This window comes from Rhodococcus sp. ACPA4, assembly GCF_002300185.1.
In the GTDB taxonomy this organism is placed as follows: domain Bacteria; phylum Actinomycetota; class Actinomycetes; order Mycobacteriales; family Mycobacteriaceae; genus Rhodococcus_F; species Rhodococcus_F globerula.
Genome location: NZ_NSDY01000001.1, coordinates 3,119,221 through 3,131,282 on the forward strand (window position 1 = coordinate 3,119,221; position 12,062 = coordinate 3,131,282).

Consider the following 12,062-nt stretch of genomic DNA (forward strand, 5'->3'; position numbering starts at 1 on the left):
TCGGAGTACGTCTTGACAGCGCAGACCCACCTGGTCCCCGGGATCACAGTAGTGATCTGCTGCTACACCCACGACCGTCTGGATCAGCTGTCCACCGGCATCCGCAGCGCCCAGACGCAGCTTCGCCCGGACTCGGACGAACTGATTGTGATCGTGGACCACAACGACGCACTCCGCGCAGATCTGATTTCCGCCTTCCCGAGCGGCATCACCGTGATTCCGAACGCGGCGACCCGCGGCCTGTCCGGCGCCCGCAACACCGGTGTCGCGGCAGCGCGGACTGAGTTGGTCGCGTTCGTCGACGACGACGCGGTGCTCCGACCTGGAGCCCTGGACAGCGTTCGCAGCGCCTTCGCGGACGCTTCGGTTATCGCTGTCGGCGGTGCGGTACACGCCAAGTGGGAAGCAGGAGCCCCGCCATCGTGGTTCCCGGACGAGTTCGGCTGGGTCGTGGGCTGCGACTACCGCGGGCTTGCCGCCGACGGCGCCGAGATCCGCAACCCGATCGGCGCCGCCATGGCTGTCCGCCGTGCCGAATTGCAGAAGATCGGCGGTTTCTCCGACCGCCTGGGCCGCGTCGGAACAGTGCCGGCCGGCTGCGAGGAAACCCTCATGGGAATTGAACTACGACAGCAATTCCCGGGATCCAAGGTTGTGCGGATCGAGGAGTTTGCCGTCGACCACTTTGTTCCCCGCACCCGTAGTACCTTGCGCTACTTCATCAGTCGCTGCCGCCACGAGGGCCGCTCCAAGGCCGTGCTGTCCGACATGGTGGGCGGCAAGGCCGGGCTCGCAGCCGAACGAAGTTTTGTCATTCGTACTCTGACCACCGGGGTTCTCCGCTACCTCCGCGGCGCGGTAACGGGCAACGGCATCAGCGCGGTGTCCCGGATTCTTGTCATGATCCTCGGATTGTTTGTCACCGCATCAGCCACTGCGGCCGCGGCCATTCGCCAAGGCCGTCGCACCACCAGCTCGGAAGTACAAGCGCCAGTGGAAAAACCGGTCGAAGCACCCGTCGCCGCCGACGAGTTGATCACCGTTGTGATTCCCACTGTCGGTCGCGATTCGTTGCTCAACACCGTCCACACCGTGCTGGCGCAGGACCACCGCAATATCGAACTGCTGGTAGTCGACAACCGTCCCCACCGAAGTGAGGCCGCGCGGATTCTGGCCGACATCGACGACCCCCGCCTGTCGATCCTGGAACAGCCCATCCCCGGTGTCTCGGCGGCCCGAAACAAAGGACATCAGAGCGCCAAGGGCCGCATCGTCGCCTTCACCGACGACGACGCAGTCCCCGATCCCGGGTGGATCTCGGGCATTGTCACCAGCTTCCATGCCGACAACACCAGTTCAGTCGGAGTCGTGACCGGCCGGGTGCTCGGTACAGAATCCAACACCAGGGAACAAGCCTGGTTCGAGGAAGCAAAGGTCTTCGACAAGGGTGAGGTAGCAACGCTCTGGGCGATGAACTCTCGCGAAGAGACTGCGCTCGGCACAGACGACACCCTCGGCGAGTACGGTCCGCACGGTCCGTTCTTCCCCTACACAGCGGGCGAGTGCGGATCGGGCAACAACATGGCGTTCCGATCGACTGCCCTGCACTCGATCGGCGGATTCGACGAGCGTCTCGGCACCGGCACCCCCACCCACGGCGGTGAGGACCTCGACGCTTTCCGCGCCGCACTCCTCGACGGTTGGGCTATTGCCTACAACCCGAACGCCGTTGTGCGGCACTACCACCGTGACAACATGCCGGAACTTCGGGTGCAAAGCTACGGCTACGGCACCGGCATGGCGGCATCGTTGACCAAGTTCGTCCTGTCTGGATCACCGCGACCGATCCTCACGCGTATCCCACGGGGTATCCACATGCTGATCTCGCCGACGTCCACGAAGAACATCGACTTCCCGTCCGATTGGCCGCTGCACCTGCGAATCCTCGAAGCCCTGGGTTACCTTGCAGGACCGGTCCTCTTCGTCCGTAGCCACCTGAATGCGCGCCGGGTCGGTGCCGGCCGATGAGCACCGAAATAGACACCGACACAGACATCATCGATCTCCGGCCGGGTAAGCCTGCATCACCGCTCCCCCACTACGGGTGGAATCCCCGCATCTGCCTGAGAATCGGCATGGCAGTTGCGGTTGCCATGTTCGTGCTCAACCTCGCCGTGGCTACCGACATCGCCGACTTCGTGCCCGCGCCGATCCGACTGCTGATCGCGCTTGCCGGTATGACCCTGGTTCCCGGACTGCCCGTCGTTGTTGCGCTACGCATTCCAGGCCGCGCGCTCTCGGCTGCCCTGATCGTGTCGGTGTCGTTGGCCGTCACCATCCTGGCCAGTCAACTGACGATGGTGGCCTCGTGGTGGAGTCCGCTGCGCACTCAGTTCATCTTGGTGCTCCTCGCACTCGCACTCTGCGCCGGCGCCTCGCGCACTGTGCCGTCTGACTTCCGACTGCCGAACGGCGAACGCCAGCGCCTGCGCTATGTCGACCGGAGCCGGGCAATCGGTTTCGGTGCACTGCTGATCGCCCTCATTCTGTTCCTGGTCGCCGCTGCAAGGTTGGACATCGCGGCTGCCGGCCACTTCGGCATCATCACCGAAATCGGGCCGATCTACGTGCTCGGACTGCTAATGCTCTGCGGCACAATCGTGTACACCCTGCATCGACGCCTGATCGACCACGTGTTGATGGCGGCAAACACCGTCATGCTGATTCTCTACACCACGATGCTCGTGCCGGTTGCCACCGGCGAGACCACCGTACCGGTCGCGTTTGTACATCGTGGTTTCATCAACATTCTGGCTCAGAGCGGCACTCTCCCCAACTCGATCGACGCACGATTCAGTTGGGCCGGATTCTTCTCCGCCGGGGCACATCTGATCACTGTCGCCGATGTTCCCGATGCGACCGTACTGCTTCTGTGGGCGCCGCTGTACATGGGCGCGCTACTGGCGTTTCCGCTGTACGCCATCGCGATTGCCATCACCGGCCGCGTTCGGCTCGCCTGGCTGGCAGTGGTGATCTACCAACTCTTCAACTGGTACCAGCAGGATTACTTCGCTCCGCAGGCTGTTGCGACGATCTTCTACACCACCATCCTCGCGACGCTGTTGTGGCAGCTTCGACGCTCACCACTTCCGGTAATCGGTTCCGGGATCGGCCGATTCATCGTCTCGGCGCCTCGGCGCACCCCCGGGTTCGTTCCCGGTTTCGATTCACTCCGCACACTCGCGGTGGGCGCGGTATTGCTGCTCCTCATCGTCGCCACCACCGTCAGTCACCAGATCACCCCGATCCTGGTCATCGTGGTCCTCGCATCATTCTCACTGTTCGGAGCAACGCGCTACCGGACCATGTGGCTGGCAGCGGGTCTGGTGTTCGCCGCATGGTTCAGCTACGGCGCCACCGACTTCTGGATCGGCCACCTCCAGTCGATCTTCAGCGAGATTGGGCAGGTCGGCAATTCCGTGGGCCGCGGCGTGGGCGAGCGCATCACCGGAGATCCGACGTACCAGCAGATGCAGTACCTGCGTATGGGTGCGTCCGGGATACTCGCGGTGGTGGCCTTTGCAGGTTGGGTGCTCTCACGCCACCGACGAACCTGGCTCGTGGCAGGAGCCGTTGCCGCAGCGCCGTTCTCGCTTGTCCTGCTGCAAAGCTACGGCGGCGAGATGATCATCCGTTGCTTCGTTCTCGCCTCCCCGGTCCTGGCTCCCTTTGCCGCCGTCGCCCTCGCGCATGCGGGCAACCAGATCCGCAAAGCACTCAACCCGGTCTCGTCGGCAAATCACACGCGGCCGCGCAAGACACGACCGTCCTACGGGGTTCGGGCGGCCGCTGCAACCTTGGCATTGGTCTCGCTGGGATTGCTCTTGACCACAAACCGCGGACTGAACACCGCATTCGAAGCGTCGACAACCGATCAGGTCACGGTATCGGATCAGTTTATCGCCGCGGTTCCGCCGTCTACGACGATCATGACGTGGAGCCACGCGTCTCACACGAACGGTGTGCGACGGACGCTGGACCCGCTCGGGCCGCGAATGATGTTCGTCGACAGCTACGACTGCGCCAACGACCTCAGCGGTTGCGCTCTGGCACGTAACCCCATGTACGTGTACGTCACGAGCCAGGGCATCGGAATGGCGTTGCTGCAGCAGGGAATGACACAGGAGTACCTCGACGCCGAACTGGCCGCTATCATCGACAGCGGCCTCTACGTCCCGATGATCGAAAAGCCGAGCATCACGATCCTGCGCCGGGTCGACGCACCCGCTATCGAATTCGAGTCCCCATGAGTGTTGCGATCTTCTTCTTCCTGGCCGCCGGAGTTCTCCTGGTCGCCGGCGTGATCCTGCGTGAACGTGAGGTTCCTGCCACCGGCAGCATCGGCCGCGGGCACGCGGCCCAACTGATCAGCCTTGCGCTTGCCGTCTGTGTGATCACCGCTGCGACTCTGACTTTCGTGCGACTGATCGCAATGGCTGTATGAGCCGTCGACGGCGGCGCGCTGCCGGAACTATCGCGGCGCTCGCCCTCATCGCATCGTGTGCCTCGTGCACGATTGCGACCGATTCGCCGGCCGAAAACCCGTGCGCGCCGGAATCCTCACCTGGTGGCGTGTCACTTCCTCGCGGTGACCTGCAGGGTTGGAAGCAGATCTTCAGCGATGATTTCGACGATTGTGATCTCGGTTCCGACTGGGGTACCTACAGCGGCCAGCCAGGCGGCAATCCGAACAGCACGTGGGATGCGTCGATGGTTCAGGTCGACGGCGGTCTGCTCAACCTGAATTCGCATCGAACCGATTCGGGATGGATCACCGGAGGGGTGTCGAATTATCCGGTCACCCAGCAGTACGGGCGCTGGGAGATCCGAATGCGCGCCGACAACAGCGACGACATCTCCTACCACATGCTGCTCTGGCCACAGAACGAGAAGTGGCCACCGGAGATCGATTTCGCAGAAAGCGTCAGCGGCACGCGCGACGAGATGTCCGCCTTCCTGCACTGGGTCGACGACAAAGGCACCAACGACAAAAAGGGTGTATCCACGGGGGGAGATTTCTCCGAGTGGCACACCGTCGGGGTCGAGTGGGGACCTGGCATCGTCCGCTATCTGCTCGACGGCAAAGTCTGGGCCGAAGCACATTCGGAGACAATGGTTCCGGACGTCCCCATGTGGCTCGGCCTGCAAGCCGAGGCCGGAGCGTGTGAACGTCGTGAGGACTGGGGCATGACGCCGTGCTCCGACTTCTCGGAGCAGCGCCCGGACAACGTTGCCGTACAGGTGGACTGGGTCACTGTGTATGCCGCAGACTTCGACGCGTTGGAGAAGATGCAGAAATCCGGTTACTACGATCCGTCACCGGATGCCATTCAGTTCACAGACTGAGATTCGCTCCGCATAACAAGAACAGCACGGGCAAGTGGCACAACAAGGATCACGGCAGACACAGACTCAGCCACGATGTACGCCCAGCCCAACGCGACAAGTCCGTGCTCGTCGATCAATGACAGACTGAGTCCGAGAATCAGTGCCGCATTGCAGATCTGCACTGCCACCGCCAGGCGTAAGCGGCGACGTACTCGGGCAACCGCGGTGTACGCGGCCACTATTGTCGCGGGAACCAGCGCAATCGCAGCCAGGCGGAGCAGCGGAGTTCCCTGCTCCGCGTACGGCTTACCGACAATCTCCAACATCACCGGCGCGATTACGGCAAACAGCAGAACACCGCTCAACGCGACAGCACCGAGTATTGCAAAGAACCGAAGTGTCAGACCGTACAGACGCGCTGGATCACTGCTGGCCGATGCGGCAACATACGGCCCCAGCAGCATGGTCATCAAGACCAGTACGGCGGTAACCAGGGACCAGGAGATTGCAAAGTAGGCGTTGGCGTCGGCGCCCATTCGCGATACGACGATCAACGGGAGCAGCAGTGGTGCAAGGGCACTGACCACGTAAATACCGTAGGAACCAGCCAGGTAATTGCCGATCTCCCGGCGAGGAGGCAACTGCGACGCCGCGCTCTGATAGTCGGGAGTGCGCAGCCGGCGGGCAACCATCACACCGAGGACAAGTGCGGCGATCAGCGCCGGGACCGTCCACGTCCAGATGATGGCGAGGTGTGAAGCGGTAAACGCCAATGCTGCGGCAAGCACCAGCTTCACAATCGCGTGCGCGACGTTCTTCCCTGCGGCCCAACCGGCTTCGCGGAACGCCACCGCGGTGTGGTCGAGCATGGCAAACGTGGAGAACACAACCACAACCACTGGGAAAAGCCAGTACTCGAACGGATGGAGGAACATCTCCGACGTCGGGCCAAGCAGCAGGAATCCGCCTCCCAGGAGAAGACCGCCCACCGCACCGACGGCAAACCCCGCCCCGACAAGCGACTTGGAGCGCTGCCCGGCAAGCGGAAGAAAACGTTCGAAGAGTCCACCGATACCGAAGTTGCCGAAAGCCGAGAGCATGGTTGCCGTGGTGATCACCGCCGCGGCAGCACCTACCTCACGCGCCGGGTAAAGGCGTCCGAGAATCGCCCAGTAGACAAGACCCACAACACCGGTCAAGAGCGCTGAGACAGTGAGCGCCAGACTGTTTCGCTCGAGGCTGTGGCCGTTCGTGCTGGAACCCCCAGTACTGGGCCCCTCAGTGCTGGGGTCACCTGCGATTGCCGCCTCCGGCGATACGACGGTGTCGCCGGAGGGGGCGGTCACAGCGTCAGTTCGCGGACGTCAGCCTGTGCGGTCTTCTTCTGGATGGTCTTGGTCTCGCGCCAGTGCTGCCATTCCTGACCGATGGTGCGCAGCACTCGCATGCCGTCGCTGTAGGCGTTGAGGTTGCTGCGTCCGTGGATCCGGGGACCCTCGAAGCTGCCGACCTCGACGATGTTGAGGCCGCTCGTCGCAAGACGGACGTTGATGACGGTTTCGATCTCGAAACCGTCGCCCCACTGCGCGCGCTGGTACTCGACCGGCGCCAGTTCGAGCAGCGGGATGTGCTTGCGCCAGAAGGCGTTGTAGCCGTAGCAGAGATCGGAGAACTTTGTTCGGAAGATGAGGTTGACCAAGCCGTTGAGGCCCTTGTTACCGACGTTGCGCAATCCGGTGATGTCGGAACTTCCACCGCGGCCGACAAATCGGCTTCCCTTGGCGAGGTCGGCCCCGCCGACCAGTGCCTCGACGAAGAAGGGAATCTCAGCGGGGTCGGTCGAACCGTCGGCGTCGATGGTGACGATGATGTCGCCGGTCGATGCCTCGAATCCACAGGCCAGGGCGTTGCCCTTGCCAGAACGGGTCTGCACGACAAATGTTGCATCCGGCCACAATTCACGGGCCACAGCTACGGTGTCGTCAGTGGAATGTCCGTCGACGAAGACGATCTGATCGATATCCGTAGGCATCCGCGACGCAACGAACGGCAAATTTTTTGCCTCGTTCATGGCCGGGACGATGACGGAGACGGTCGGACGGTTCCCACCCTTACCGGATGCCGGTTCGGACGGTGTCGCTCCGGTGATGTCGGCAGCCGGGCCACCTGTCGGTATCGAAGTACTCACGACGATCGTCTCCACTCATATTGACAGTCCGATGCCTGGAGAATGTGTTGGCCACTGGCTCACACCCAGACAATGTCCCTCTCCAAGAACTGGATTCGGGAGGTCATGCAGTTCGTCGAACTGCATGCCTTAGAGTAGAAGATAGGCAAGCCTTAGCAAAGCCCTAGAGGCCTTGTGTGTCGACAGTCACATAATATCCAGTGGCCGAGGTGCGGGTGATCCGGTATTGCACCAACGAATACGCTCGAAGACAAACAAAGGAACTTACACGTGCACACTCAGGTTGCGATCATCGGTGCCGGACCCGCCGGACTGACTCTCGCCGCTCTGCTTCACCGACAGGGTATTTCCTCCATCGTCCTCGAACGTCACGACCGCACATACATCGAGACACGAACCCGAGCGGGAATCCTCGAGCAACCCACCGTCGATCTCATGCACGAAATCGGCGTGGGTGACGGAATCACTCGCGAAGGCATGGTGCACAACGGGTTCTATGTTCGGTTCGACCGAACCACACATCATCTCGACTTCACCAGGCTCGTCGGCGGCCACGCCACCGTCTATCCGCAGCAGAAGCTGGTTGCCGACCTCGTTACGGACCGGGTCGGGGGCGGCGAGCCTCTACTCTTCGAGGCCTCGGTACGTTCGATCGACACCACCACCGACGGCGCCCGCCTGCAGGTCCAGACACCAGAGGGACCGCTCGAGATCACCGCGGACTTCGTCGCCGGCTGCGACGGATTTCACGGGGTGAGCCGCGCACACCTTCCCGCAGACTCGGTCCGAGAGTTCGAGAGGACCTATCCCGTTGCGTGGCTGGGCATCCTGGCACACACCACCCCCACCACCCCCGAGGGCATGTACTGCGCGCATGAGAACGGCATCTCGGTGCACAGCATGCGCGGGCCGAACATCACCCGCCAGTACCTGCAGGTTCCCGCGGACACCGACCTGGGCGACTGGTCTGACGAACGCATCTGGGACGAGCTGACACTCCGCAGCGCCAGTGACGATTTCCCGGTACTCGAGCGCGGCGAGATCTTCGACAAATCACTGGCCCCATTGCGCTCGTACGTGTGCGAAACCATGCAACACGGAAGGCTTTTCCTACTCGGCGACGCTGCCCACATTGTTCCCCCCACCGGCGCAAAGGGTCTCAATCTTGCAGTGTCCGACGCAGTCACGCTGTCCTATGCACTCGGTGCGTTTTACCTGACCGGCGGCAGTGAGCACCTCGACGCATACTCGAGCACCTGCCTTCCACGTATCTGGAAGGCCCAGCACTTCTCCGCAATGCTTACCGAAACACTGCACTCGCTGTCCGCAGATCCGTTGGATTGGCAGCTGCGACGGGCTCGCCTGACCAGGTGGGTGGAGTCGGAGCACGAGCAGTCCGCACTGGGCGAGGTCTACCTGGGCCTGCCCTTCCCCAGTCCCTGGCGCTTCCCGGCATAACAGGGATCAGTCATTTCAGAATCGAGCCGGTCGCGGAAGTTCGGGCAACCGGATGCCGAACTCCGCGGCCAGTACGGCAAGTGCTTCGTCGCCGTCCAGGTCGCGGGCACTGCGTAGCGCCCCGTCCGTAACGGCTAGCTGGTACTGCTCGTCAGGTTTGCAGGAGAGTGTCTTTCGCACACTGCCTTCGGTCAGGGAGCACACGATTCCACTGGTGAAGCGGGCCAGCGGGGAGGTGCTGTGCCACCACGCCATTGCCGCGAAATCTGCGAGTGGCCTCGTGGTCGCGTCCGTCAGGTACGACGCGCCGGAAGGAAAGCGCACGTCCCATCCGACGACTGCGCCGGCGTCGACCTGGTGCACTATCGCGTCGCCGCCGAACCCGACGTCGACTAGCCACGTCTCGCCTGCGAAGCCGACCACGATTGCGACGTGGCCTAGTGGAAGCCCCGGCCCGTTCGGAGTGACGACGGCTGCGCCGACCAACTGTGCGTCGAATCCGACGGTGCGGAGAGCGCGGGCGAGCAGGCCGTTGAGTTCGTAGCAGATTCCACCTCGCTCACGCCGGAGCAGCTTCTCCTCGATCGCAGCTACCGAGACTTCGACCGGGCGTTTGCGGTGAATGTCGAGATTCTCGAACGGGATTCGGGACAACTGAGCGTCGGCGATGCGTCGCAACAAGGACGCGTCGACGGGACTCGTCAGGCTATCGTCGGGCAATGCGACCCTGCGGAGATACGAGTGCATTTCCGCACTCGACATCACGTCGGCGTCGCGGCGCATATGACGCATTTGCGGTGCTACCGACGGTGTTTGTGGTGTAGATCGCAGTACTGCCTCTACCCCGATGGAATCCATTTGTGTAGCCTACCCTAATATTGCGGAGGCACTCGAGAACGTCAGCCGCACGTTCGATGCCCGATTGGAGAACCTCGGTGTTCACATCACCCAACTATGCGAAGTCGCAGTCCTCGGGCGGTAAGTCCATCCGTCTCTCCCGGATCAGCGACTACGCTACCGGGCGCACTCTCGTCGTCCCGCTGGATCACTCGGTCACCGTCGGTCCACTCGGCAGTGCCGACCACGCAAACTCGTTGGTCCACACTCTTGCGCAGGCCGGAGCCAATGCCGTAGTCCTCCATCGCGGCCGCGCCAAACACGTCGACCCTGCCCACTTCGCGCGCATGGGATTGATAGTCCATCTCTCAGCGGGAACGACCCGAAGTATGGACCTCGACTCGAAGGTTCTTGTCGGCGGCGTCGAGGACGCGCTACGCATCGGCGCCGACGCGGTCAGCGTGCACGTCAATATCGGATCGTCCACCGAACGCGAGCAACTCCAGGATTTCGGCAAGGTCTCCCACGAATGCGAAACACTCGGAGTTCCCTTGCTGGCCATGATGTATGCGCGCGGTCCCCTACGTGGTGATCTCCCGTCGGACGCGGCGGAACTGAAGCACCTGGCGGCTATCGCTACCGATCTCGGTGCAGACCTGGTCAAGCTCGACTACAGCGGCACCCCCGAATCCATGCGTGAGGTTGCCGAGTCCTGCCCGCTGCCCATCTGCGTCGCGGGCGGCCCGCCCCTCGAAGACGTCGACGCGCACGCACTCGCGCTCGGCGCCGAAATACTGAGCTCAGGTGTTGCCGGGTTGAGCTTCGGCCGTAATGTATTCGAGGCACGCAATCCGTACGCGGTGGCCTCTGCACTGGCCCGGATGATGCACTCCCCACAGGAATCGGCATCCCGGTCCGAACTCGAGATTGCCTGATCTTCAGTCTTCACCACCTCGCACGCACGCGCGCTTGTTCAACCAACGAAGGGAACGTGTCCAACTATGGACAGCACTATCGTCACCGACCAGATCCTCCCGGCGACGGGGGCCGGCACGGACAGTCGACGGACACCGATCAGCCGCGAAGGCCACTTCGCCTGGCTCGACGTCCGTTCGGTCGAGCAGAGCTTGCTGCCGGCAATTGTGCAAGCCGCATTGCACCATCGCATCGACGGCATCCTCTCGGACAAGATCGAGACCTTCGACGGCCTTCCCCCCACCGTGCGCCGCATCCTGAGCGTCGACGCTCCACTGGCAGAGGACTTCCCGTACGACGGGGTTGACCTCGTCGTGGTCGCCGACCGCGCGGACGCGTTGTCCCCCAACATCGGCCACACCCCTGACCGCGGCGTCCACGTTGTCGTTTCCGACGCACCGACCCTGCAGCTGGCGTGCGAGGTTGTCCGTGAGGTGCCGTGGACGCTTCTCACGTTCACCGACCCGACCAAGATCCCCCTCGAGATCGTCATCGCCGCAGCCGAGAACTCCGGCGGACGCACGGTCACCACGGTTACCGACGTCGAAGACGCCGAAATCGTGAAGCTGGTCCTCGAGCACGGCTCCGACGGACTCCTTCTCGCGCCTCGTAGCGCCGACGACGTCGTCCGCATCGCGCGCATCGTCGATCACCAGATCGAGTCGATGGAGCTCTCCGAGCTTGTCGTCACGAAGGTCGAGCACATCGGCATGGGCGATCGTGCCTGCATCGACACCTGCTCGTTGCTCGAGAAGGACGAAGGCTGCCTGATCGGTTCGTTCTCCACCGGAATGTTCCTCTCCTGCAGCGAGACCCACCCGCTGCCGTACATGCCGACGCGTCCCTTCCGCTGGAACGCCGGCGCGGTGCACTCCTACGTCCTCGCTCCGGACAACCGCACGCGCTACGTGAGCGAACTTCAGGCCGGCCAGCCGATCCTCGCAGTCCGCTCCGACGGCAGTGTTCGCGAAGTACGCATCGGCCGCGTCAAGATCGAGAAGCGCCCGCTGATCTCGATCACCGCAGTTGCCCCGAACGGCAAGAACGTCAACGTCATTGCGCAGGACGATTGGCACGTGCGCCTGCTCGGACCCGGTGGCAGCGTCAACAACGTCACCGAACTGGAACCGGGCGACAAGCTGCTCGGCTACGTTCCCACCGAGGCGCGCCACGTCGGCCTGCCGATCACCGAATTCTGCGACGAGCGCTAGGAAAG

The 12,062-nt window shown here is 62.9% G+C and carries 10 protein-coding genes; 7 read left to right on the forward strand and 3 right to left on the reverse strand.

Going from position 1 to position 12,062, the window contains the following annotated elements; genetic code table 11:
• The first annotated feature begins 12 nt into the window (after positions 1-12).
• From CJ178_RS14160 to CJ178_RS14175, 4 genes are read left to right on the forward strand one after another with little or no spacing between them, the layout of a single operon-like run.
• Entirely contained in the window at positions 13-2,028 is a 2,016-nt protein-coding gene (locus CJ178_RS14160; RefSeq protein ID WP_257013148.1) for a glycosyltransferase family 2 protein, read from the forward strand.
• Positions 2,025-4,310, forward strand: coding sequence for a hypothetical protein (locus CJ178_RS14165; protein WP_257013149.1), 2,286 nt, complete (start codon positions 2,025-2,027; stop codon positions 4,308-4,310). Before CJ178_RS14160 ends, CJ178_RS14165 begins: the two co-directional genes overlap by 4 nt.
• The gene (locus CJ178_RS14170) at positions 4,307-4,504 is read left to right on the forward strand and encodes a hypothetical protein (RefSeq protein WP_033231638.1); all 198 of its coding nucleotides are present in this window, start codon (positions 4,307-4,309) and stop codon (positions 4,502-4,504) included. The genes CJ178_RS14165 and CJ178_RS14170 overlap by 4 nt, the downstream gene beginning before the upstream one ends.
• Positions 4,501-5,406 carry a glycoside hydrolase family 16 protein gene (locus tag CJ178_RS14175; RefSeq protein WP_095886971.1) on the forward strand — a complete coding sequence of 302 codons (906 nt, stop codon included), beginning with the start codon at positions 4,501-4,503 and terminating at the stop codon, positions 5,404-5,406. The genes CJ178_RS14170 and CJ178_RS14175 overlap by 4 nt, the downstream gene beginning before the upstream one ends.
• Here the strand turns inward: CJ178_RS14175 and CJ178_RS14180 are convergent.
• Together CJ178_RS14180 and CJ178_RS14185 are read right to left on the reverse strand one after the other, a co-directional pair.
• A complete protein-coding gene (locus CJ178_RS14180; RefSeq protein WP_257013150.1) occupies positions 5,391-6,734 on the reverse strand; it encodes a lipopolysaccharide biosynthesis protein in 1,344 nt (447 codons plus the stop codon). The two genes, CJ178_RS14175 and CJ178_RS14180, sit on opposite strands and share 16 nt — an antisense overlap.
• Complete coding sequence (locus tag CJ178_RS14185; protein WP_230590013.1) at positions 6,731-7,537, reverse strand: glycosyltransferase family 2 protein; 807 nt, start codon at positions 7,535-7,537, stop codon at positions 6,731-6,733. The genes CJ178_RS14180 and CJ178_RS14185 overlap by 4 nt, the downstream gene beginning before the upstream one ends.
• A gap of 309 nt (positions 7,538-7,846) precedes the next feature.
• On the opposite strand from CJ178_RS14185, the gene CJ178_RS14190 reads away from it, so the two are divergent.
• Entirely contained in the window at positions 7,847-9,034 is a 1,188-nt protein-coding gene (locus tag CJ178_RS14190) for a 4-hydroxybenzoate 3-monooxygenase (protein WP_095886972.1), read from the forward strand.
• A 15-nt stretch (positions 9,035-9,049) separates the two neighbouring features.
• Here the strand turns inward: CJ178_RS14190 and CJ178_RS14195 are convergent, their stop codons facing one another.
• Positions 9,050-9,892, reverse strand: coding sequence for an arylamine N-acetyltransferase family protein (locus CJ178_RS14195; protein ID WP_095886973.1), 843 nt, complete (start codon positions 9,890-9,892; stop codon positions 9,050-9,052).
• A 77-nt stretch (positions 9,893-9,969) separates the two neighbouring features.
• On the opposite strand from CJ178_RS14195, the gene CJ178_RS14200 reads away from it, so the two are divergent.
• Positions 9,970-10,806 carry a 2-amino-3,7-dideoxy-D-threo-hept-6-ulosonate synthase gene (locus tag CJ178_RS14200; RefSeq protein ID WP_257013151.1) on the forward strand — a complete coding sequence of 279 codons (837 nt, stop codon included), beginning with the start codon at positions 9,970-9,972 and terminating at the stop codon, positions 10,804-10,806.
• A gap of 66 nt (positions 10,807-10,872) precedes the next feature.
• On the forward strand, positions 10,873-12,057 hold the full coding sequence (locus tag CJ178_RS14205) for a 3-dehydroquinate synthase II family protein (RefSeq protein WP_033231641.1): 1,185 nt from the start codon (positions 10,873-10,875) through the stop codon (positions 12,055-12,057).
• Positions 12,058-12,062: the final 5 nt, after the last annotated feature.

Excerpts from the sequence above, each read along its gene's own strand:
- CJ178_RS14205 (WP_033231641.1), top strand. The coding sequence starts at position 10,873 with ATGGACAGCACTATCGTCACCGACCAGATCCTCCCGGCGACGGGGGCC.
- CJ178_RS14170 (WP_033231638.1), top strand. The coding sequence starts at position 4,307 with ATGAGTGTTGCGATCTTCTTCTTCCTGGCCGCCGGAGTTCTCCTGGTC.
- CJ178_RS14165 (WP_257013149.1), top strand. The coding sequence starts at position 2,025 with ATGAGCACCGAAATAGACACCGACACAGACATCATCGATCTCCGGCCG.
- CJ178_RS14175 (WP_095886971.1), top strand. The coding sequence starts at position 4,501 with ATGAGCCGTCGACGGCGGCGCGCTGCCGGAACTATCGCGGCGCTCGCC.
- CJ178_RS14195 (WP_095886973.1), bottom strand. The coding sequence starts at position 9,892 with ATGGATTCCATCGGGGTAGAGGCAGTACTGCGATCTACACCACAAACA.